Source organism: Collimonas fungivorans (genome assembly GCF_001584145.1).
GTDB classification, from domain to species: Bacteria; Pseudomonadota; Gammaproteobacteria; order Burkholderiales; family Burkholderiaceae_D; genus Collimonas; species Collimonas fungivorans.
In genome coordinates this window covers 4,383,339-4,405,712 of the sequence record NZ_CP013232.1, presented here as the reverse complement: position 1 = coordinate 4,405,712, position 22,374 = coordinate 4,383,339, and the positions used below count along the sequence as shown (strand labels likewise).

General features: G+C 59.8%; 24 protein-coding genes and 1 riboswitch. Of the genes, 16 read left to right on the top strand and 8 right to left on the bottom strand.

The annotated features are described in order from the left end of the window. Position 1: 1 nt before the first annotated feature. The 4 genes from CFter6_RS19260 to CFter6_RS19245 form a co-directional block, all read right to left on the bottom strand. Complete coding sequence (locus CFter6_RS19260; protein WP_061541286.1) at positions 2-436, bottom strand: biopolymer transporter ExbD; 435 nt, start codon at positions 434-436, stop codon at positions 2-4. After that, positions 436-1,137, bottom strand: a complete 702-nt coding sequence (tolQ, locus tag CFter6_RS19255; RefSeq protein WP_014007380.1) for a protein TolQ — start codon at positions 1,135-1,137, stop codon at positions 436-438. Before tolQ ends, CFter6_RS19260 begins: the two co-directional genes overlap by 1 nt. 223 nt (positions 1,138-1,360) lie before the next feature. Further along, entirely contained in the window at positions 1,361-1,831 is a 471-nt protein-coding gene (gene ybgC / locus CFter6_RS19250) for a tol-pal system-associated acyl-CoA thioesterase (RefSeq protein WP_061541285.1), read from the bottom strand. Positions 1,832-1,936: 105 nt separating this feature from the next. Then, on the bottom strand, positions 1,937-2,683 hold the full coding sequence (locus CFter6_RS19245) for an SDR family NAD(P)-dependent oxidoreductase (RefSeq protein ID WP_061541284.1): 747 nt from the start codon (positions 2,681-2,683) through the stop codon (positions 1,937-1,939). A 359-nt stretch (positions 2,684-3,042) separates the two neighbouring features. Here CFter6_RS19245 and CFter6_RS19240 point away from each other — a divergent pair, with 359 nt between their 5' ends. The 11 genes from CFter6_RS19240 to CFter6_RS19190 all read left to right on the top strand — a co-directional run bounded on the left by CFter6_RS19240 (position 3,043) and on the right by CFter6_RS19190 (position 14,234). Beyond that, positions 3,043-5,313, top strand: coding sequence for a TonB-dependent receptor (locus CFter6_RS19240; protein WP_236904418.1), 2,271 nt, complete (start codon positions 3,043-3,045; stop codon positions 5,311-5,313). Positions 5,314-5,443: 130 nt separating this feature from the next. After that, a riboswitch (ZMP/ZTP riboswitch) is annotated at positions 5,444-5,570 on the top strand. Positions 5,571-5,656: 86 nt separating this feature from the next. Then, positions 5,657-6,904, top strand: a complete 1,248-nt coding sequence (gene glyA, locus CFter6_RS19235) for a serine hydroxymethyltransferase (protein WP_061541282.1) — start codon at positions 5,657-5,659, stop codon at positions 6,902-6,904. A gap of 193 nt (positions 6,905-7,097) precedes the next feature. Further along, on the top strand, positions 7,098-7,565 hold the full coding sequence (nrdR, locus tag CFter6_RS19230; protein ID WP_014007375.1) for a transcriptional regulator NrdR: 468 nt from the start codon (positions 7,098-7,100) through the stop codon (positions 7,563-7,565). 96 nt (positions 7,566-7,661) lie between these two features. Continuing rightward, the gene (locus tag CFter6_RS19225) at positions 7,662-8,216 is read left to right on the top strand and encodes a GspH/FimT family pseudopilin (protein ID WP_061541281.1); all 555 of its coding nucleotides are present in this window, start codon (positions 7,662-7,664) and stop codon (positions 8,214-8,216) included. After that, complete coding sequence (locus tag CFter6_RS19220) at positions 8,210-9,133, top strand: PilW family protein (RefSeq protein WP_061541280.1); 924 nt, start codon at positions 8,210-8,212, stop codon at positions 9,131-9,133. Before CFter6_RS19225 ends, CFter6_RS19220 begins: the two co-directional genes overlap by 7 nt. 111 nt (positions 9,134-9,244) lie before the next feature. Continuing rightward, entirely contained in the window at positions 9,245-10,333 is a 1,089-nt protein-coding gene (gene ribD, locus CFter6_RS19215) for a bifunctional diaminohydroxyphosphoribosylaminopyrimidine deaminase/5-amino-6-(5-phosphoribosylamino)uracil reductase RibD (protein WP_061541279.1), read from the top strand. 17 nt (positions 10,334-10,350) lie between these two features. After that, the gene (locus CFter6_RS19210; protein ID WP_061541278.1) at positions 10,351-10,977 is read left to right on the top strand and encodes a riboflavin synthase; all 627 of its coding nucleotides are present in this window, start codon (positions 10,351-10,353) and stop codon (positions 10,975-10,977) included. A gap of 31 nt (positions 10,978-11,008) precedes the next feature. Continuing rightward, positions 11,009-11,659 (top strand): Pr6Pr family membrane protein, encoded by a 651-nt coding sequence (locus tag CFter6_RS19205; RefSeq protein WP_061541277.1) that lies wholly within the window; start codon positions 11,009-11,011, stop codon positions 11,657-11,659. A gap of 137 nt (positions 11,660-11,796) precedes the next feature. Then, positions 11,797-12,117 (top strand): hypothetical protein, encoded by a 321-nt coding sequence (locus CFter6_RS19200; protein ID WP_061541276.1) that lies wholly within the window; start codon positions 11,797-11,799, stop codon positions 12,115-12,117. Between the two features lie 132 nt (positions 12,118-12,249). Then, complete coding sequence (locus CFter6_RS19195; RefSeq protein ID WP_038492120.1) at positions 12,250-12,474, top strand: hypothetical protein; 225 nt, start codon at positions 12,250-12,252, stop codon at positions 12,472-12,474. Positions 12,475-12,638: 164 nt separating this feature from the next. Next, positions 12,639-14,234 (top strand): GMC family oxidoreductase, encoded by a 1,596-nt coding sequence (locus CFter6_RS19190; protein WP_061541275.1) that lies wholly within the window; start codon positions 12,639-12,641, stop codon positions 14,232-14,234. Positions 14,235-14,726: 492 nt separating this feature from the next. Here CFter6_RS19190 and CFter6_RS19185 read toward each other — a convergent pair whose 3' ends face one another. From CFter6_RS19185 to CFter6_RS19175, 3 genes are all read right to left on the bottom strand, one after another. Beyond that, positions 14,727-16,496: a M14 family metallopeptidase gene (locus tag CFter6_RS19185; protein WP_061541274.1), complete on the bottom strand. Its 1,770-nt coding sequence runs from the start codon at positions 16,494-16,496 to the stop codon at positions 14,727-14,729. A 153-nt stretch (positions 16,497-16,649) separates the two neighbouring features. Then, complete coding sequence (locus CFter6_RS19180) at positions 16,650-17,519, bottom strand: alpha/beta fold hydrolase (RefSeq protein ID WP_061541273.1); 870 nt, start codon at positions 17,517-17,519, stop codon at positions 16,650-16,652. A gap of 21 nt (positions 17,520-17,540) precedes the next feature. Next, entirely contained in the window at positions 17,541-18,383 is an 843-nt protein-coding gene (locus CFter6_RS19175) for an isocitrate lyase/PEP mutase family protein (protein WP_236904417.1), read from the bottom strand. A gap of 120 nt (positions 18,384-18,503) precedes the next feature. Between CFter6_RS19175 and CFter6_RS19170 the strand changes: the two genes are divergently transcribed. The 5 genes from CFter6_RS19170 (at position 18,504) to CFter6_RS19155 (ending at position 22,012) form a co-directional block, all read left to right on the top strand. Further along, positions 18,504-19,352 (top strand): aldo/keto reductase, encoded by an 849-nt coding sequence (locus CFter6_RS19170; protein WP_061541271.1) that lies wholly within the window; start codon positions 18,504-18,506, stop codon positions 19,350-19,352. Between the two features lie 44 nt (positions 19,353-19,396). Further along, positions 19,397-20,044, top strand: a complete 648-nt coding sequence (locus tag CFter6_RS19165; protein ID WP_061541270.1) for a LysE family translocator — start codon at positions 19,397-19,399, stop codon at positions 20,042-20,044. Positions 20,045-20,093: 49 nt separating this feature from the next. Then, positions 20,094-20,702 carry a class I SAM-dependent methyltransferase gene (locus CFter6_RS26545; protein WP_236904416.1) on the top strand — a complete coding sequence of 203 codons (609 nt, stop codon included), beginning with the start codon at positions 20,094-20,096 and terminating at the stop codon, positions 20,700-20,702. Further along, a complete protein-coding gene (locus CFter6_RS26540; protein WP_335340333.1) occupies positions 20,590-21,255 on the top strand; it encodes a class I SAM-dependent methyltransferase in 666 nt (221 codons plus the stop codon). The genes CFter6_RS26545 and CFter6_RS26540 overlap by 113 nt, the downstream gene beginning before the upstream one ends. 118 nt (positions 21,256-21,373) lie before the next feature. Beyond that, positions 21,374-22,012 carry a LysE family translocator gene (locus tag CFter6_RS19155; RefSeq protein ID WP_061541269.1) on the top strand — a complete coding sequence of 213 codons (639 nt, stop codon included), beginning with the start codon at positions 21,374-21,376 and terminating at the stop codon, positions 22,010-22,012. 44 nt (positions 22,013-22,056) lie between these two features. Here the strand turns inward: CFter6_RS19155 and CFter6_RS19150 are convergent, their stop codons facing one another. Then, positions 22,057-22,368, bottom strand: coding sequence for a HigA family addiction module antitoxin (locus CFter6_RS19150; RefSeq protein ID WP_061541268.1), 312 nt, complete (start codon positions 22,366-22,368; stop codon positions 22,057-22,059). Between the last annotated feature and the right edge of the window lie 6 nt (positions 22,369-22,374).

Below are 22,374 nucleotides of genomic sequence, written 5' to 3'. Positions count from 1 at the left end.
GTCACTTTGTCGCCAGTCCGACGCGGTTAATGCCAAGCATCTTGGCTTCCGAAATGACCTTGATCACATCGTCGTATTTGATGTCCTTGTCGGCGGAAATCATCACCGGCATCTCGGGTTTGTCGGCATGCAGCAGCTGCAGCTTCTGCTTCAAGCCGTTGCGCGGCACGCTCTCGGCCTTGCTGGTGCCGCTTTTCTGGCCGTTGATGCGCACGCTGGTAAGGTCGCCCGGCTTCAGGGTGATTTCGATGTATTCGGTGGGCGGGGTCGCCGATTTCGCCGCATTCGGCAAATTGATCACGCTCGGATTGGTCAGCGGCGCCGACACCATGAAAATCACCAGCAATACCATCATCACGTCGATGTACGGAACGACGTTGATGTCCGCCTTGAATTTGCGGGTGCGGCCGCCGCGCATGGATGAGGAGCCGGACATTAGCGCGCCTGACGTTGCAAGATGTTGGAGAATTCTTCGATGAAGCTCTCGAAGCGGATGGCCAGGCGGTCGACATCGTGCGAGAAACGGTTGTAGGCAACCACCGCCGGAATCGCGGCGAACAGGCCGATCGCGGTGGCGATCAGGGCTTCGGCGATGCCGGGCGCAACCGCTGCCAGCGTAGCTTGTTGCACGTTTGCCAGGCCGCGGAAAGCATTCATGATGCCCCACACGGTGCCGAACAGGCCGACATAAGGCGACACCGAGCCGACCGAAGCGAGGAAAGCCAGGTGCGATTCCAGCGCATCCATTTCCCGCTGGTAAGCCGCGCGCATGGCGCGCCGGGCGCCGTCCAGCAAGGCGGCGGAGTCGCCCGCGCTCTTGTGGCCGAGCGAAGCCTTGACCTTGTTGAACTCATCCATGCCGGCTTCGAAAATGCGTTCCAGCGCACCGGTTTGCCCAGCGCCTTTGCGGCGGTTCGAGGTGGCGTCCTGGTACAGGGTAGCCAGGTTGCCGCCGGACCAGAATGCGCGCTCGAACTCTTCCGTCTGCGAACGAGCGCTGCGGATCGCGAACATCTTGCGGAAAATATAAGTCCAGCTCATCACGGAGACTGCCAGCAGCAGCGCCATGACTAGCTGTACTAATACTGAAGCATTGGTAATGAGGGTGATAAACGAAAGATCTTGGGTGACATTCATGGATAGCGGTCTTGAGGAATGGTCTTAGGTTTAAGTAAAAGACTTAAACAATGAATTGTAAACGTAAAGTGCTTACCGCCAAATTAGCAATTGGTGAAGGAATTGTTACCGGACGTTATCGCCTGCCCCGGATTTGTTGCAATGTTGCTCAGACCACACCGGATGCCTGAAGGTTCAAGGATTGCCGTATGGAACCATTTTGCCGAGTATATTAAAGCAAGCTTTATGCCGCTGCGGCTGTCGTTGCCGCCTGCCGGGCGCCAGGCTTGATATTGTGCAACACCTGTTTCGGAATGCCTTGCGGCCGGAAGGTAGCGGCGTTGACACAGGCCACGCTGATGCGGCCGGTTGCCAGCAGGGTCGGCTTATCTTCGCCCAGGCGCCAGGCTTGCTGGATGAAATCGACGCTGGCGCGGCCAAGGCGCTCAACCACGACCGTCAGTTCCAGCTGGTCATCCAGTTTGGCCGGTGCATGATAGTCAACGCTGGTGCTTTTGACGATAAACATGACGCCGTCAGTCTGTTCCAGGGTGCGCTGGCCGATGCCGGCCGCGCGCAGCCATTCCGTGCGTGCGCGCTCGAAAAATTTCAGGTAGTTGGCGTAGAACACCACGCCGCCGGTATCGGTGTCTTCATAGTAGACCCGGATACGCCAGCTGAAGTCTGCATGCGGGACGGAAGTCATCTTGTTCATTGGTATGGAATGCTTTGCTTGTATGGGAGGGTAGGGTGGGCGCTTGTGCCCAGGCGTTGTCGCGGCATATCCGTGTGGCACGGGGTGCCCACCCTACGCTCGGGCTCAGTTGCGCTTGATGCTCATGCCGGCAAAACCCTGGCAGGTAGGCATCATTTCAATGCGGTTGATATTGATGTGGGCCGGCAGGGTAGCCACCCAGTAGGCAGTGTCAGCGATATCGCCCGGCGTCAGCGGCTGCGTGCCTTCATAGACCTTGGCGGCGGCTTCGTCGTTGCCGCGGTAGCGCACATTGGAGAATTCGGTGCCGCCGCACAAGCCGGGCGCGATATCGGTAGCGCGCACGCCGGTACCCACCAGGTCGGCGCGCAGGTTGAGCGTGAACTGCTTGACGAAAGCCTTGGTGGCGCCGTACACATTGCCGCCCGGGTAAGGGTATTCGCCGGCGATGGAGCCGAGGTTGATCACCGTGCCGCGTCCGCGCGCCACCATGCCAGGCAACACCAGGCGGGTCATGGTCACCAGGCCCTTGCAATTGGTCTCGATCATGGTTTCCCATTCTTCCAGCGAGGCTTGCTGCGCCGATTCCACGCCCAGCGCCAGGCCGGCGTTATTGACCAGCACGTCGATGTCCTGCCATGCCGCCGGCAGCGCCGCCAGCGCGCTGCTGATCGAAGCCTTGTCGGTGACGTCCATGACGATAGGCAGCACTGCCGCGCCCAGTTCGGCGGCCAGCTGGTCCAGCCGGTCCTTGCGGCGGCCGGTAGCGATGACCTGATGGCCGTTCTTGGTGAATTTACGAGCCATTTCGGCGCCGAAGCCGGCGGTTGCACCGGTAATCAAGACAATCATGGTCAATGCTCCTGTTGTTGCGTATTGGATTGCGGTATTGGTCCAGCCGGAAATTGTAGCCCAATTTGCCGGGCCGCCATTGCCTATCGCGGAAGTGCGCTGAAGTACGCCGAAGTACAGCTTCGTATTTGCTTTGGTGCAAGCCGCACCAGAACGTGACAAAAAAACAGTCCCTGAGCTTGGTGCCCAGAAGTGCCGCCGGCAGCAATGCCCCTTTTGCAGGAGAGCCGCACGTGGCATAAATATTGCTGATAAGCATTTTTCACTGCTGCCTACCATAGGGTTATAAAACAATGAGACCTGGTTCCTCGAATCTGACCTGTGCGATTGCTGTGGCCGCAGCAACTTCCACATTACTGTTGGCTACGTCTTCAGCACAACAGCTTCCGGCCGATACCGCCGCCGCACCCGAGGCGAAAAAATCGGCGAAGCAAAGCGACCAGATTGAAGCTGTGCTCGTCACGGCGCAAAAGCGCAAGGAAGATGCGAGCAAGGTGCCGCTGAGCATTTCGGTGATCAGCGGCGAGGAATTGCAGGCAGCGCACATCAACAATTTTGCAGACGTGACGCGGGCCATGCCGAACATCTCGTTCTCCGGCGCCAGCGGCTCCGGCGCCGGCCTCAGCAACATTGAAATCCGCGGCATCAGTTCGGCCGCCGGTTCGGCCACCGTCGGCGTCTACCTGGACGACGTCTCGATGACCACGCGCAACCTGTACAGCATGGGCAGTTCCGAACCGAAATTCTTCGACATCGACCGCATCGAAGTGCTGCGCGGCCCGCAGGGCACACTGTACGGCGCCAGTTCGATGGGCGGCACCATCAAGTTCATCAGCAACCAGCCCAGCCTGAAGGAACGCGAAGCCAGTTTCTATTCCGAAGTCTCGGGCACCAAGGGCGGCGGCACCAACTACACCGTCAACGGCGTCGTCAACCAGCCTCTGATCCCGGGCGAACTGGCGCTGCGCATCGGCATCCAGACCGGCCATGAGAGCGGGTATATCGACCAGGTATCGCCAACCACCGGCAACGTGATTGCTTCCGGCATCAATTCCCAGGATTCCAGCGTGGTGAAGCTGGCCATGAAATGGCAGCCGACCCGCAACCTGAGCATCACGCCCTCGGTGTTCTACCAGGAAGTCAATTCCAAGGATATCGATGCCTCCTACCTGGACCTGCCCAAGAACCAGACCAGCAAGCTGGTGCGCGAACCGGGCAACGACCGCCTGCTGGTGCCCAGCCTGACCGTCAATTACGACCTCGGCCAGGCCGACCTGATCTCGGTTTCCAGTTTTTACCAGCGCACCTTCAACCGCACCCAGGACGGCACCACCGTCAACAACCTCGGTTCGGCGGTGCCGGATACGCCGCCTGGCCTCGCCGCTGCAATCGGCGCCTTGCCGTCCGCGGTGTACCTGCAGAACCAGATACGGCAGTTCTCGCAGGAATTCCGCGTCACTTCCAAGCCGTACGACCAGAAAGCCTCGCCTTTCACCTGGCTGGGCGGCGTCTATTACGCCAACCTGCATACCAATGTGACCGACAACGAGCCGATCTTCGGCCTCAATGCCACTTACGCCGCGTTCGGCGCCAATCCGGCCGATCCGGGCCAACTCGGCATCGCCTTCCCGAACGACAATTCCTACTTCAGCGAGCGCCACTACCGCACCGAGCAGAAAGCTGTGTTCGGCGAGCTGAATTATTATTTCGTGCCGACCCTGCACGGCACTGTCGGCCTGCGCTACCTGCAGGCCACCGACAGCCTGAGCCGCAACGGCGACGATTACTGGAACGGCGGCCCCACCAGTTCATCGGTCAGCAGCAGTTCCTCCAAGCTGACGCCGAAGTTTTCGCTGATTTGGGAAGTCGATCCCAACAACACCGTGTATACCTCGGCCACCGAAGGATTCCGGCTGGGCGGCAATACCCGTCCGATTCCGGCGTCGCTGTGCGCGTCCGACTTCGCCAATCTCGGCATTACCGAAGCGCCGACTTCGTTCAAGTCCGACAAGCTGTGGAGCTATGAACTGGGCAACAAGTCGCGCCTGCTGGGCAACCGCCTGTCAGTCAACGCATCGGTCTTTTATATCCAGTGGGACGGCCTGCAGCAGGACATCACGCTGCCCGGCTGCGGCTTCGACTACGAAACCAACGTCGGCAAGGCCAAGAGCTATGGCGCCGAGTTCGAGATCAAGGGCAAGCCGACTTCCAACATCCTGCTCGGCCTGTCCGGCGGCTACACCAAGGCCACCCTGTCGTCTGATGTGCCGTCGCTGAAAGCCCACGCCGGCGATCCGATCCAGGGCGTGCCCAAATACAACGTCAGCCTGACCGGCCAGTACTCTTTCAACCTGCCCGGCGACTATTACGGTTTCGCCCGTGCCGCCGCGCACTGGACCGGCAGCAGCCACGGCACCCTGGTGGCTACCGATCCGGATTACCAGCGCCCGGCCTACAGCACCGTCGACGCCAGCGTCGGCGCCACTGTCGATCGCTGGGAACTGACCTTGTTTGTCAAGAATTTAACCAATAGCGACAAGGTGATCCAGCGTCCGAACGTGCAGTCGGTGTCGGAAGGCTACCGGATTGCGCCACGTACGATAGGCATCAGCCTGGCGGGCAAGATATAACTATCCGAAATTGTTGCCTTTTTGGAAAATTTCATGCAAAAGCCGCCTTCGGGCGGCTTTTTTTATCCAGTGTCGAAGTCCGGGCCAATCTTGCCCAAACCAGGTGCTTCGCTTACAATAGCCGCACCATTTCGTCTCACGTGACTGGCGAAAAAACCGGACCGCGCGGATTCACAAGATCGCAGCGGCTTTCGGCAAAAGGTGGGCATCCACCGGGAAGCGTGAGATTTCATCCGCCGTGCGCCTGGGCAGCCCTAATGGAAAGTACGACTGAGGCTGCCGCATTCCAAAATACCCTGGCCCTCATTCGATTTAGGCACACCCTTATCGATTGGAGTATCACATGTTCGAAAAAAACCATACCATCGCCAATGTCGATCCGGAATTGTGGAGCGCCATCCAGAAAGAAAACCACCGCCAGCAAGAACACATCGAGCTGATCGCGTCGGAAAACTACACTTCGCCTGCCGTGATGGAAGCGCAAGGCACGCAGCTGACCAACAAGTACGCTGAAGGTTATCCAGGCAAGCGTTATTACGGCGGCTGCGAATTCGTCGACATCGCCGAGCAGCTGGCGATCGACCGCGTCAAGCAACTGTTCGGCGCCGAAGCCGCCAACGTCCAGCCTAACTCCGGCTCGCAAGCCAACCAGGGCGTGTTTTTTGCAATGCTGAAGCCAGGCGACACCATCATGGGCATGTCGCTGGCCGAAGGCGGCCACCTGACGCACGGCATGGCATTGAACATGTCCGGCAAGTGGTTCAACGTAGTGTCCTACGGCCTCAATGAAAAAGAAGAAATCGATTACGAAGCCTTCGAGCGCCTGGCGCACGAAAAGAAGCCAAAGCTGATCATCGCCGGCGCCTCGGCCTACGCCCTGCGCATCGACTTCGAGCGCATGTCTAAAGTAGCCAAGGCGGTCGGCGCTTACTTCATGGTCGACATGGCGCATTACGCAGGCCTGATCGCTGCCGGCGAATATCCGAATCCGGTGCCGCACGCCGACTTCGTGACGTCGACTACCCACAAATCCCTGCGCGGCCCGCGCGGCGGCATCATCCTGATGAAGGCCGAGTTCGAGAAAGCCATCAACTCGGCGATCTTCCCAGGCATCCAGGGCGGCCCGCTGATGCACGTCATCGCCGGCAAGGCAGTGGCGTTCAAGGAAGCGCTGACGCCGGAATTCAAGGCTTACCAGCAGCAGGTGGTGAAGAATGCCGACGCCCTGGCGAAAGCATTGATCGCACGCGGCTTGCGCATCGTTTCCGGCCGCACCGAATCGCACGTGATGCTGGTCGACCTGCGCGCCAAGAAGATCACCGGCAAGGAAGCCGAAGCGATCCTCGGCGCAGCGCACATGACATGCAACAAGAACGCCATCCCTAACGATCCGGAAAAGCCGTTCGTCACTTCCGGCATCCGTGTCGGCAGCCCGGCTTTCACTACCCGCGGTTTCAAGGAAGCTGAAGCGACCAAGGTCGGCAACCTGATCGCCGATGTGCTGGACAACCCGCATGACGCAGCGACCATCGAACGGGTCAAGGCCGAAGTCAGGAAACTGACCGACGCTTTCCCGGTATACGCAGCCTGATGCAGCGATTGCCGGTGTGCCGCAGGGCAGGCCGGCAATCGAGAGAAGTCATGGGCCCGGTGCAGCTTCTGCCCGGGCCCATGCTCCATATGACGCCAGTCTGGCCAGTTTGGCGCGCGGCCACGAAAAGGAATAATGTAGAGATGGAACTGCCGACACAGCCTGTTGCAATCACTTTCGGATTACCGCCATCATGAAATGTCCATTCTGCCAGCATGAAGAAACCCAGGTGCTCGACACGCGCGTGTCGGAAGAGGGCGATTCGATCCGGCGCCGGCGCCGTTGCATGCAATGCGACAAACGCTTCACCACCTTCGAACGGATAGAGCTGGCGATGCCGGTGATCGTCAAGAAGAACGGCAGCCGCACCGATTTCGATCCGCTCAAGCTGCGCGCCAGCCTGATGCTGGCCCTGCGCAAGCGGCCGGTATCGGTCGAGGCGCTGGACGAGGCCCTGCAGCGCATCAAGGAAAAACTGCTGTCGAGCGGCGAGCGCGAAGTGCTGTCCGGCCATGTCGGCGAGCTGGTGATGCGGGAACTCAAGCGCCTGGACAAGATCGCGTATATCCGTTTTGCCTCGGTCTACAAGAGCTTTGAAGACGTCGCGGAATTCCAGAACATGATCGAAGAGTTTTCCGGGCCGCCGAGCCGACGGAAGTAAATTCTTAAATACAATAGCGCCGCTTAGTCCGGCGCTATTTTTTTGTCAGAATGGTTAATAAAAATGAAATAAAAATTCGGTGACTAGGAGCCCCTCATGTTTTTGCCGCGATCGTCCGTGCCCGATGGCGCAACAGGCATTGCGCCGGATTCGGGTTTGACCCTGGTCGAGCTCATGATCGCGCTGGCGATCGCCAGCATCCTGCTGGGCCTGGCTTTGCCGTCGATGCGGGCGTTCGTGATCCAGAACCGGCTGGCCGCCGATATCAGCCAGCTGGTCGCCGCGCTTACCCTGGCGCGCAGCGAAGCCATCCAGCGCGGCCGCGCGGTGCTGGTCTGCCGCAGCATGGATGCAGACTCTGCCGATGCGCTGTGCAGCGCGGCGGCCACGGCCACGCGCGCCGGCGGCGACTGGGGCGCCGGCTGGCTGGTGCTGGTAGCCGATAGCCGGCAGATTCTATCGCGGCAGGGCGCACTGGATGAGAATGTCCAGGCCGACGCCGGCAGGACGACGATCACCTACAACAGCGGCGGCAACGCCAGCAGCAGCTTCACGAACCTGGTCATCAGCCACAACGGCGAATTTGCACGCAGGATATGCATCGCCAACACCGGCCGCATCAACCTCAAACCGGATGCCAGCGAATGCTGAACATCGTCAGCCGCCGCAGGCAAGCTTGGCTCCATGGAGGACTGTCGATGGTGGAGTTGCTGGTGGCGCTGGCGATTGCTTCCGGTCTGCTGTTGCTGAGCACGACGCTCTACCTGAGCGGCAAAGCCAGCTTCCGCCTGAACGAAGACAAGCGGCGCCTGTACCAGGACGGCAACTACGCCATGACCCTGATGGAAAAAGATCTACGGCAAGCCTGGTTCGGCAATGTGGTGAGCGCAATCTCGCCCGCAGGCACGGCGCCCGTCACCGATTTCATCCTCAGCGACGGCACGCCGGCGCTGGGCTTGCGCGGCTGCGAGCACGGTTTCGTCAAGCCGCTGGGACCGGGAGAGAAAGATTTCTCGTGCAGCCCGGAGGCCGGGATGGCCGCTTTCGAAGTCAGTTACCGCTCGGATGACTATTCCGATCCGCCCAGCGGCGCCGGCGTTGACTGCAATGGCGCGAAGCTGGCCCCGATTGCCGTGCCGCCCGACCATCCGGCCTATATGCTGGGACCGCAGGTGACTATCGCGCGCAATCTTTATTTTGTGGCTGCGCGTGTCGGCGTCAGCGCAAATTCCCTTTATTGCCAGGGCAACCGCAACGCGCAGCCGGTGCTCAGCAACGTCGAAGACTTGCAGCTGACCTATGGCGTGGCTGCCGCTGGTGAGGCAACGCCGCGCCAGTTCCTGAACGCAACGCAAGTAGCCGCCTTGTCCGATGACCAGCGGCAAAACTGGGAACGTGTGGTGCGCATCGGCCTGTGCCTGCAGTTGCGCGGCGAGAACCAGCAGGCCATCGAGCCGCAGCGCTATGTCGATTGCGCCGGCGGCACCAGGCTGGCCAGCGACCGCCATCTGCGGGCGGTATTCAAACGGGTGGTCACCCTGCGCAACCGCGCTGCCATCATGCCTTGAACAGGCTTATAGGCGGCATCGCATATTAATTAACGATGGCGGCGGCATATTTTGTACAATCATTGCATCTCTCCTTTCTGACGGCTTTTTCATGATTTCCAGGTTTTTCCCATGACCGCGGTTGAACAGTTGATGTCGCAAGCCCTGCGGCTTGCCGAAAACGGTCTGCTGTCGAGCGCGCCGAACCCCGCGGTCGGCTGCGTGATCGTCAAGGACGGCCAGGTCATCGGCAGCGGATTCACCCAGCCGCCGGGCGGCAACCATGCCGAGATCCAGGCGTTGCAGGATGCCGCTGCCAAGGGCTACGATGTGCGCGGCGCCACCGTCTACGTCACGCTCGAGCCGTGCAGTCATTTCGGCCGCACGCCGCCTTGCGCCGACGCTTTGATACGGGCCGGCGTGGCCAAGGTGGTGGCGGCGATGGACGATCCCAATCCGCTGGTGGCAGGGCAGGGCATGGCGCGCCTGCAGGCGGCAGGGATCGCGGTGGAATCAGGCGTCCTGGCAACGCAGGCGCGCGAGCTGAACATCGGGTTTTTCACGCGCATGCAAACCGGCAAACCCTGGGTCAGGCTGAAAGTGGCCGCCAGCCTGGACGGCAAGACCGCGCTGCATAACGGCCAGAGCCAGTGGATCACCTCGCAGGCGGCGCGCGACGACGGCCATATGTGGCGCGCCCGCGCCGGCGCCATCCTGACCGGCATCGGCACCGTGAAAGAAGACAATCCGCAGCTGACGGTGCGTACCGTGCCGCCGCTGCCGCGGCAGCCGCTGCGGGTGATCGTCGACAGCAAGCTCAGCATCAGTCCGGATGCAAAAATCCTGGTCGGTGGCGGCAACCTGATTTTCAGCGCTACCATCGATGCGGAAAAACAGGCTTTGCTGGAGCAGCAAGGCGCGGAGGTCGTGGTGCTGGCGAACGCTGACGGCAAGGTCGATTTACCGCAGGTGATACTCGAACTCGGTAAACGCCAGATCAACGAATTGCATGTCGAAGCCGGCTCCAAGCTGAATGCCTCGCTGATCCGCGAGCATTGCGTCGACGAATTGCTGGTCTACCTGGCGCCCTCCATCCTGGGCGATGGCCGCGGCATGTTCAGCTTGCCGGCGCTGGAGAACCTGGACCACAAGCTGAGCCTGAAATTCCATGAAATCAAGCAGGTTGGCGAGGATTTGCGTATCCTTGCACGATTCCGTTAATTTTTTATATTGTCATCATGTTCACTGGTATCGTCGCTGCCGTCGGCAAAATCACTTCCGTTAAACCGCTGGGCTCTAGTGCCGAGGACGGCGTCAGGCTGCAGATCGACGCCGGCGCCTTGTCGCTGGCTGATGTCGCGCTCGGTGATTCGATTTCCCTGAACGGCGCCTGCATGACCGTGGTCGAGAAGAGCGCCGGCGGCTTTGAAGTCGACGTCTCGCGCGAGAGCCTGAACCGTACCGTCGGCCTCGACGCTGCCGGCGAGGTCAACCTGGAAAAGGCCCTGACCCTGGCCGACCGCCTGGGCGGCCACCTGGTGTCGGGTCATGTCGACGGCCTCGGGCTGGTGCAGAAATTCGAGCCGGTGGGGGAGTCCTGGGAGCTGGTGATCAAGGCTGCGCGCGATCTCGCCAAATATTTCGCCTACAAGGGTTCGGTGGTGGTCAACGGCGTGTCGCTGACGGTAAACCGGGTCGACGACGTGGCCGACGGCTGCCTGTTTTCGATCAACCTGATCCCGCACACGATTGAAGTGACGACGCTGAAACATCTGCAAGCCGGCAAGCAGGTCAACCTGGAAGTGGACCTGATCGCACGCTATGTGGAGCGCATGCTGAGCGTCGACCAGGGCATTGCTGCTTAAGACGGCCAGTCCAGATGCCCGGAATTCGCTCATGAAAAAAGCTACCGCACCGCAGTTATTGCTGCTGCTGATTACGCTGGTCGCATGGTTTTCCATCGCCGCGCAATTTTCCATTTCCATTCCGATCCTGCTGGCCAAGGGCATGACCTACGGCGAAGCCGTCTGGCGCATGTTCGGCTACCTGACCATCTTGACCAATGTCCTGCTGGCGGTGTGCTGCACGCTGCTGCTGCTCAGGCCGGATTCCACGCCCGGCCGCTTCTTTTCCCGGCCCGGCGTGCTCACGGCAATGACCCTGTACATCATCATTGTCGGCCTCGGTTACAACCTGCTGCTGCGCAACCACGCGCCGTTCACCGGCCTGCACCGGCTGTCGGACGAGGGTTTGCATACCGTGGTGCCCTTGCTGTTCGTTTTGTACTGGCTGCTGTTTTCCGCAAAGGACGGCTTGCAGGCAAAAGACAGCCTGCTGTGGCTGGTCTACCCGCTGGCTTATTTTGTAATGGCAATGGTGCGCGGCGGCATGTCAGGGTTTTATCCCTATCCGTTCCTGAATGTCATCCAGCTCGGTTATCCGCGGGTGATGGCCAATGCCGCCATGCTGCTGATGGGATTTTTCCTGATCGCTCTGGCCTTGGTCGCCATCGCCCGGTACAAGCGCCAGGACTTGGCGATCGATTAAGTCTGCTTGTGCGAAAAAAGCCACAATTCACATAGAGAGATACATGTTGTTACAGGCCTTACGACTTGTACCTAGCGCAGCCTTCGAAAATTAGGTTAAATATAGTTATGTTTAACTCAAAGCCATCGAGACCTGCCATGAAAAATCCCATGCGCGTTGCCCTGCTCGGACTGCTTGCCGTCAGCCTGTTCTCGGCAGCCCCGGCGTTTGCCGGAGCCCATTGGTCGGTGAATATCGGTGTGCCCGGACCTGGTTATTACGCACCGCCGCCAGTCTATTACGCACCACCGCCTGTCTACTACGCACCGCCGCCGCCAGTATATGTGCGGCCGCCTCCGGTCGTGGTGTACGGCGCTCCTGGCTACTATCCGCCGGCTTATTACGGCCGTCCGGGTTACTGGCGCGGAGGCCGCGGTTGGCATGACCATTACTGGCATGACCGCGGCTGGCGCCGTTGATTAGCATCAGGCCACGCTGCCGGCCCCCTGGCCTGCGGCGTGACTAAAAACAGACACACTGCAATTTACTGTATGCATATACAGTAGTTATGGTACAGTGTAATTCCCTTCAACGAGATTGGAATTGCTGCCATGACGAACTTGGATATTACCTCCGGCTCCCGCTTTGGTATGGAGTCTACCCCTTCCTCAATCCTGATGCGCTTCGGCAAGCGTGAGCTGTTCATCTGCCGCGATTTCTACAAGCGCCTCTATCGAAGCAACCCCGTCGTCGAATGCAATGCCGGCATCCAGGCTGGGCATCTTGAGATATTGCTGTTTCGCAAGTGGCTGGTGGTCATGTCGAAAGCGCACTGAAGCTATTGCAGCATTGCCCGATTGAATATTTTCTCGATTGGATATTTTGCGTAATTGAAACAAATGCTCTAACTCACCACATGGCGCGATCTTCCCGCAGCTGTTAAATTTGTTGCCGTTGGCTTGTCCAGCCGCATAAATATAACCAGAGCGGGAGACGCACAGTGAATGACGAGTTCGACTTTGTGGTGATAGGCGGCGGTTCGGCCGGCAGCGTCATGGCAGGCCGCCTGACGGAAGATCCCGAAATATCGGTATGCCTGCTGGAAGCCGGCGGCAGCGGCGACAGCTGGATGGTGAAGATGCCGGTCGGCGCGGTTGCCATGGTGCCGACCCGGATCAATAACTGGGCTTTCGAGACCGTGCCGCAACCTGGCCTCAACGGCCGCCGCGGTTACCAGCCGCGCGGCAAGGCGCTGGGCGGATCGTCGGCGCTCAACGCCATGGTCTATATCCGCGGCCATCGCTCCGATTACGATCATTGGGCCCAGCTCGGCAATAGCGGCTGGTCGTTCGACGATGTGCTGCCTTATTTCAAGAAATCTGAGCATAACGAACAGTTTTCCAACGCCTGGCACGGCCAGGACGGCCCTTTATGGGTCAGCGACCTGCGCAGCGACAACCCGATCCAGCAGCACTACCTGGAAGCCGCGCGCCAGGCCGGTTATCCGCTCAGCCCGGATTTCAACGCCGAGCAGCAAGAAGGACTGGGCGTTTACCAGGTCACGCAGAAAAACGGTGAACGCTGGAGCGCCGCACGCGCTTACTTGATGCCGCATCTGGGGCCGCGCAGCAACCTGCGGGTGGAAACCGGCGCCTATGCCGAGCGCTTGATCATCGAACAGGGGCGGGCAGTCGGCGTCGAAGTCAGGCAAGGCGGCATGTTGCGCATATTACGTGCGCGGCGCGAAGTAATCCTGGCCGCCGGCGCTTTCCAATCGCCGCAATTGCTGATGTTGTCCGGCATCGGCGACGGCACTGAACTGCGCAAGCTCGGCATCCAGGTCCGACATCATTTGCCCGGCGTCGGCAAGAACCTGCAAGACCATCCGGACTTCGTGTTCTGCCATAAATCGGACAGCCTGGATACCTTCGGCATCTCGGCCAGCGGTTCGCTGCGCATGCTGAAGGAACTGAAGCGCTTCCGCCATGAGCGGCGCGGTATGCTCACCAGTAATTTCGCAGAGTGCGGCGGGTTTTTGAAGACCCGGCCGGATTTGCCTGCGCCCAACCTGCAGTTGCATTTCGTCGTGGCCGGCGTTGAAGACCATGCACGCAAGCTGCACCTCGGCCACGGCTTTTCCTGCCATGTCTGCCTGCTGCGGCCGCAGAGCAAGGGCGAGGTCAGTCTGCGCAACACCAACCCGCAGGATGCGCCGCTGATCGATCCCAAGTTCCTGGACCACCCGCAAGACCTGGAAGACATGGTGGACGCTTTCAAGATGACGCGCAAACTGCTTGAGGCGCCGGCGCTGGCTGCCTACAGCACTCGCGACATACGTACCGCGGATGCGCAATCAGACGAGCAGATTCGCGCCATCCTCAGGCAGCATGTCGATACGGTCTACCATCCTGTCGGCACTTGCAAGATGGGCGTCGACCAGGCCGCCGTGGTGGATCCGACTTTGCGGGTGCGCGGCATCCAGGGCCTGCGGGTAGTCGATGCCTCGATCATGCCCACCTTGATCGGCGGCAATACCAATGCCCCCACCATCATGATCGCTGAAAAAGCGGTGGATCTCATCCGGCAAGGGCAGTAAGCAGGTGCTTACGCGAAAAACGCATAAGGATACAAGCAGTATCTTTGGCTGTTGGCGCAAAACAACGCTATGTTGCGGCGCATGATGACGGTTAAAGTTTTTTGGCTCAGTATCGCTTCACGCAAAAAAGAGTCCATCTCTCTAGAGGTGAGGAGACAGGGAAAGCCCGCATCGTTAAAGATAGCGGGCTTTTTATATTCCAGGATGGGTTCGGCGGCCGGCCTGATATTCATGAACCTTATATAAGGAATCAGAAATAAGAATTGGCCATATGTGCCAGGTTTTTATATGCTGCGATGCATCAACACAGTCTATCTAACCGGAGCCCTGCCATGACTTTCGTTCAAACCCTGCCTTTACTCGCCGTTGTCGCTGCTTTTGCCCTGCGTTTCTACCTGTCGAAAAAAATCGGCAACAACCAGAAGTAATTCCCGGCCGCCAGCCCGGCTGCCATAGTTCAGAGTTGCCGCCAGGCTGCCCAAGCGGACCTGCCTATCCCGGCACGATCGCGGTCCGCATCACCGGATACAGATTAAAACGCTCGTCCCAGGAAGAATGGCGGCGCGCAAAAAACTCCAGCCGCGCTGCCGGGTCTTTGGCAAATTCAGGATCATCCGCCAGTTTCTTCTTGAACTCGGCCGCCAGCGCCGGATCCGCCGCCAGCTGTTCGCGCGCGACATCTTCCGCCACATACGCTTCCATATATTCTTTCTTCTCGAAGGCATTGTTGAATTCGCCCCACGCCGCCAGCGAATCCGGCGCCTGCGGTTCCAGCAACGCCATCACCAGCCGCGCCTTGGCCTGGGCGATCGGCACGAACAGGGCGCCGGCGCCGAGGTCGCGGGTTTCGTCATGCCATGTCCCTTGCAGCTTGAGAAGCTGGTGGCTCTCCATCGATTGCGCCGCGAAACTGGTTTTGGTGGCACGGAAAGTTTCCAGCGCCACCCGTTTCAGCGCCGCCGGCAGCACCCGGAAAGCGATCCCGTGCTGTTGCAGTTTTTGCCCGACCCAGGCGGCGTGCGCCGCCGGCACCAGGTAACCGGCCTGCGGCGCGTTGACGCTGACGTCGGGCTGCAGGTCGTCGCGCACCGTGACATTCCAGATTTGCGGCTTGCTCTCATCGTAGCGCGTCATCAGCGCGCCCGAAATATCCGACTGGGTACGCGTATATTCATAACCGCGGAACGCTACCGGACGGGTCTTTTCGCTTGCCTCGTAGCTCAGCGCAACCGGCTGGCCGCCCAGCTTGGCGGCGCGCAAGTCAGCCTGCTGCGCGGTCTTCAGCCAGGCGTCGCCGTGCGCGGCGATCTGCGCCATGATCGAGACGATGGTGTTGTGCGTGATACGCACGCGGGTCGGGTAATCTTTCCAGGAATGGGTTTCGACCAGCATGCCGAAGCGGTTGCGCAGATGGAAATAACCGGTGGAAAAGCGCGGCGGCGAGACGCCGTCGACAAATCCGGAGCTAGGGTCGTCGTCGACCTTGAACGACATGTAGAACGGCAGCGGCAGCGAACCTTGCTTGCTCAGGTCGCTGATCACGGCGTCGCGCAGGGCCTCGCCATCCTTGCGCTGAGCCAGGTCGCTGGCGTGCACCGGCTCGACCTGGATCGAAACGTCATGCTCGAACTTGGCGCCGTCAGTAACATGCAGGTCGATATACGCCAGCGGATCCCAGCGGTTGACCAGCTGCAGCATGGCTTGCATTTCCGGCGCGTCGGCTTTGGCGTAGTCGCGGTTGAGGTTGAAGTTCTGGCCGGTGGTGCGCCAGCCCATTTCTTCCGGACCGCGCTGGTTAGGGCGGTTCCAGCGGCCGAAGCGCTCATGGCCGTCGATATTGAACACCGGTACGAAGAGCAGCACCTGCTTGTTCAGCACGCTGTTGGCGGAAGTGTCTTGCAAGGCCTCGCGCAGGGCCAGGAAACCGGCGTCCTTGCCGTCGATCTCGCCGGCGTGGATGCCGCCTTGTATCAGCAGCACCGGTAAATTTCGCTGGTGCGCAGCTTCCGCAGTCAGCGCGCCGCTGCGCGACACGATCAGGGCCAGCATCGGCCGGCCTTCAGGGGTACGGCCGAACTCGGTGCAGCGCACCTGCTTCGGATAGGCTTTCTGAAACGCCGCGCAGAGCGCGATGACTTCCTCGTAACGCCCGGTTTTCTGGAAGCCCGAACGCTCGGCCACCGTACTCAGCGGATCGGCGGCCTGGGCGAAGGGAGTGACGGACAGGGTAAGCAGGGCGGACAACACAGCAGAACGCAGCATGAATCAAGCTCCAATGGTTGGGTGATGAATAACAAAATGATTGGACGATTCTAGCGCGCCTGCTGAAATATTGCTCAATGGCACGCAATGGCATTGAGTTGTCTGCCTGGCAGCGTCCGCGGATGCAATCGAGGGCGCCGCTGTGTGCATTTTTCAGACAGCCGCATGCCGCCAATGGGCGCGCAGTTCCGCGTTGAATGCCTGCCAGCGTTCTTCCGGGAAGAACAGGCGGGCGCCATCCAGCTGCACCCGCCGGCGCGTACCAGGAATGGTTTTCTCAAGCCAGTGCGACCACTTCACGTCAAAAAATATGTCGTCGCTGCCCCAGGCGATCAGCGTCGGCGCGTGGAGTTTTTTTAGCTGCGCTTCCACCGACACCGTATCCATGCAATCGAACGCCGCCAGGAACCGTTCCAGATCGCGCGTACGCTCGGCGCTGGCCAGGTGGGGACGCAAATAGATTTCGATTGCCTCATCGCTCACGCTGGCGGGATCTTCGTACGCCGGGCCAAGTGCGTTGACGGACCGGTAGAATCCTTTGTCGGATAGCATGGTATGGAGTGCCCCACTCAGGCCGCCGCCGGCGGACAGGGCCAGGAATGGCTTGAATGCCTCCGGCGGCCAGTTGTCGTGGGTATCGCAGTCGGTCAGGGTGAGGCTGCGCACGCACTGTGGATTGGCGGCGGCAAAAATCTGCGCCATGCCTCCACCGCCGTCGTTGCCGACCAGGTCGACGCTGTCGATCTCCAGCGCATCTAGGAACTGCCGCAGCATCAGGGCATTTGCCGCCGACGACACATCCTGGTCCGGCTTGATTTCGGTCGCGCCGTGGGCCAACAGGTCGACGGCAATGCAACGCCGTATCGCGCTTAGCTCGGACAGCTGATGGCGCCATAAATAGCCGTTCACCAGCACGCCGTGCACGAACAAGGCAACCGGCCCTGTACCTTGTTCGACATAGCTGATGCGGCCCGAAGGTGTGTCGATGAACTTGCGCAGTGCTTCAAAATCATTCTTGTTCATGGTCGTGTGCTTTCTATGAAGTTACTGGGGGAAAAGGGCATTGATTTCGCCGCCGGAAAGCATGCCGCTGCCCATGGCATGGAAGCTACCCTGGCTGAGCGCTTCGCCGGCAATCCTCTGCAGCAGGCCGAGCGCGGATTGCAAGGGACCGCAACCCACGCTGATGCGCCGCACGCCAGCCTGCCCTAGCACATCGACATCTGGCGCGCCGGCGTAACCGGCGTAGATGTTCACTGGCAAGGAAACCGTCTGCGTGAAGCGCGTTATGTCGTCGATGTTCGCCATGCCGGGCACGAAGATGCCGTCGGCGCCGGCCGCGGCATACATTTGCGCGCGCCGGACGGTGTCTTCATAGCGAGCCACCGGATCGTCGTTGGCGACAAAATAGGTGTCGCTGCGGGCATTGATGAACAGCTGCCCATCCATCTGCGCCAGCATCTTGCGCAGCGCGCTTATCCGTTCGCACAGGATCTCCGGCGGCGCCAGCTGGCCTGTCCCTGGCAGCACGCCATCCTCGATGTTGACGCCGGCCACGCCCATATCCACCAATGCCCGTACTACATCGCACACCTCCTCGGCGCTGCGGCCGAATCCGCGTTCGATGTCGACGCTCACCGGAACGCCGGCGACACGGCAGATGCGGGCGCAGGCAGCGATCAGTTCGGCAGCCGGCATCCGCTCGCCGTCGGCATAACCGGCCGCCCACGCCATGCCGGCGCTGGTGGTGCCAATGGCTGGCGCTCCGGCGCGTTCGAGGATGCGCGCGCTGGCAGCATCCCAGGCGTTCAATAAAGTCAATGGTTGAGGGCCGAGGTGCAACTGATGAAAAATGTTTGACTGCTTCCGGGCTGTGCTGGATTGCATGGTTTTCTCCATTTGATTACGTTGTAGAATGAAATCGAGTTTAGGAGCGATGCCGCGCCAAAACTTGGAAAAAACTGCTGTTCTGGTACAAAAATAACCTTTTGAATCGCAATCTCGACAATGAAGACCTTGCTTTTACCTTCAGGCGCCGTCATCCCGGTATTAGGGCAGGGAACCTGGTACATGGGAGAAGACCCGGCCCGGAAAAAGCGCGAAATCGACGCGCTGCAGCTGGGCATGGGCCTCGGAATGACGCTGATTGACACGGCGGAGATGTATGCCGACGGCGGCGCCGAAAAGGTCGTGGGCGAGGCGATCCGGGGCCGCCGCGACGAAGTGTTCGTGGTCAGCAAGGTCTATCCGCACAACGCCGACCGGCGCGGCATGCAGGCCGCCTGCGAACGCAGCCTGAAGCGGCTCGGCTGCGACCATATCGATCTCTACCTGCTGCACTGGCCCGGATCGGTGCCATTGCTGGAAACGTTTGAGGCATTCGAATCCCTCAAGAAATCAGGGAAGATACGCGACTTCGGCGTCAGCAATTTCGATCGCGACGGCATGCAGGAAGCAAGCGAGTTGCACGGCGGGGGACAGCTCGCGGTTAACCAGGTGCTGTACAACCTGAAACGGCGCGGCGTTGAGTGGGACCTGCTGCCTTGGTGCCGTGAACGCGCGATACCGGTGATGGCATATTCGCCGCTGGAATCTTCCGCCAGCGAGCAGCGGCGCTTGCTCGGCAACCCGCAACTGCTGGCGGTCGCGGCAAGGCATGCAGCCAGCCCGGCGCAGATCGCGCTGGCATGGCTGCTGCGGCAGGAGCAGGTCATCGTCATTCCCAAGGCAGTCGCTCCAGCGCATGTGCGTGAGAACCGTGCGGCGCTCGATATCGTGCTCACTGCGCAGGACCTGGTGGAGCTTGACCAGGCATTCCCGCCTCCGCGGCATGGCAGTGCACTGGATATGAGATAGGCGAAGATAAGCGTTTTTCTAAAAAACACCGAGAGGCAAACCCGATGTCATTCCAGAATTACTGGCTTTTCCTGCCCGCCTGTTTCGCGCTGAACATGGCGTTCGGCCCGAACAATGTGCTGTCGCTGTCGAACGGCGCGCGCGACGGCATGCGTTATTCGGTTCTTGCGGCGTTTGGACGGCTGCTGGCGTTTGCGGCCATGATCGCCATCTCGGGCCTGGGGCTGGGAGCGCTGTTGCTGGCGTCGGAAACGCTGTTCACGCTGTTGAAATTCGGCGGCGCGGCTTACCTGGTTTGGCTGGGCATCAAACTGTTCCGTTCCGCGCCGATTGAGCTGGCAGCCGCCTCCGACAAAATCCAGGCCAGTCTCGAAGCGCCGGCAGACAAGCTGCGCCGGCTCGCCAGGCAAGAGTTCCTGGTAGCCGCCGGCAATCCGAAAGCGATCCTCATCTTCACCGCGTTCTTCCCGCAGTTTGTCGATCGCTCGGCCTACGCTACCAGTTTCATCGTGCTCGGCGCGACTTTCCTGCTGCTTGAACTGATCGCGATCGCCATCTATGCCGCCATCGGTGCCAGGCTCGGGACTTTCACCAACGCCGCCGGCCGATTGCGCTGGTTCAACCGCGTCAGCGGTACGCTGATGATAGGGTTTGGCCTGCTGCTGGCGTTGCTGCGGCGTCCTGCAAGCTGATAAATACGTCCGTTCTGTTCCATAGCGCTGCCTCTGAAGGAAGTACTACATGGATAAAGTGAAGGCTGTCCCGGCAACGTTTGACATGAAGGCGAATGCGCCGAGAATCATCCAGCAGCTGTTCGAACATGCCGGTATCCGGCTCAACGGCGACCAGCCCTGGGACATGCAGATCCACGATCCGGTTTTCTTCCAGAAGATGTTCACCAAATGGGAACTCGGCATCGGCGAGTCGTACATGGATGGCGACTGGGATTGCGACAGGCTGGACGAGTTTTTCTTCAGGGTCACCAGCCACGACCTGGAACAGACGGTGGTCGGCCCGGCAAAGTTCGGCTTTTTCCTGGAAATCCTGCGCCAGAATTTTTTCAACCTGCAAACCAGGGGCCGCGCTTTCCAGGTCGGCGAGCAGCACTACGATATCGGCAACGACCTGTTCGAAAGCATGCTCGATCCGTACATGATGTATTCCTGCGCCTATTGGCCGCGCGCCGCCAATCTCGAAGAGGCGCAGCAGCACAAGCTGGAACTGATCTGCCGCCAAGCTGGAACTGAAACCAGGCGAGCGCCTGCTCGACATAGGCTGCGGCTGGGGCGGCCTGGCTCGTTATGCGGCGGAACACTACCAGGTGGCGGTGACTGGCGTCACGGTGTCTAAAGAACAGCAAAAACTCGCGCAGGAGCGCTGTACCGGACTGCCGGTAACGATTGAACTGACCGACTACCGGCAGCTCAGCGGACAATACGACAAGATTGTTTCAGTCGGCATGTTCGAGCATGTCGGCGCCAAGAATTATGCAAGCTACTTCGATGTCGCCGGAAAACTGCTGGCGCCCGAGGGCCTGTTCCTGCTGCATACGATCGGCAACTACGTCACTGAAAAGAAGCGCGATGTCTGGCTCGACAAGTATATTTTTCCGAACGGCCACCTGCCTTCCGCCAAGGAAATCACGCAGGTGCTGGAAGGACGCTTCCTGATCGAAGACTGGCATAATTTCGGTCGCGACTACGACCTGACCCTGATGGCCTGGTGGGATAATTTCGAGCGCGCCTGGCCGCGCCTGTCGGAAAAATACGACCAGCGCTTTTATCGCATGTGGAAATACTTCATACTTTCTTCGGCGGGATTTTTCCGCTCGGGCCAGGGCCAGCTCTGGCAGCTTGTATTGAGCAAGCGCGGGCGCAGTGCTCCTTACCGGTCAATGCGATAAATCGGGATTGCCAATTCACGATGTCGCTGCGCCTTGCAAATGTCCGTCTGGACGCGAGGATCGGCGGTCGGTGATATCCTGCTGCATTCCATCCAAGACCGCGAAATCCGCTTTTATCATGAACTTCCATACCTGGTTTACATTTTTCGCAGCCTGCTGGCTGATCGCCATTTCTCCCGGCTCCGGCGCCGTGTTGTCGATGTCGCATGGCTTGTCGTACGGGGTAAAAAAAACCTCCGCCACCATTGCCGGCCTGCAGCTGGGTTTGCTGCTGATCCTGTTTGTGGCCGGCGCCGGCGTCGGCTCCATTCTGCTGGCTTCCGAAACCATGTTCACGGTGGTCAAGACGATAGGCGCGCTATACCTGATCTACCTTGGCCTGAGCCAATGGCGCGCCAAAGTGGATACCGCCACGCTACAGCCTGAGCCGGCCTTGCAGTCGACGCCGCCGACCATGCGTAAGCGCATGCTGCTGGGTTTCATGACGAATGCCACCAATCCCAAGGGAATCATTTTCATGGTGGCGGTGCTGCCGCAGTTCATCAGCGGCGACAGCGCCTTGCTGCCGCAATTGCTGCTGCTGGCCGTTACCATGTGCACGGTGGACCTGGTGGTGATGCACAGCTATGCTTTTGCCGCGTCGACCATGCAGGGTTATTTCCGCGATGCGCGCGCGATGAAGAGGCAGAACCGTTTCTTCGGCGGCGTGTTGATGGGAGTGGGGACGGCTTTGTTTTTTGTCAAACGCAGTACCTGACTTTATCTGGAAGACTTGACGCTCATTGCAGGCGCTTGAATCTGTCAGGCAGCTTGCGCCAGAGGCTGTACCTCTCTTGCAATTTTCTCCAGGATTTCCGTTTCCGCCATCTTCAGATCGTAGGCTTGCTGCAGGTTCAGCCAGGATTGCGCGTCATTGCCAAAAAAGCGAGCGAGACGTAAGGCAGTGTCGGTAGTTATGCCGCGTCGTTCGTGCACGATTTCACTGATGCGAGTGGCAGGAACATGAAGCGCTATGGCGAGAGCGTTGGCGCTCATCGGAATCTGCTTCAGGTAGTCTTCACGCAAAATTTCTCCCGGGTGGATCGGGCGCATGCCATTTCTGATTTTGCTCATATCTTC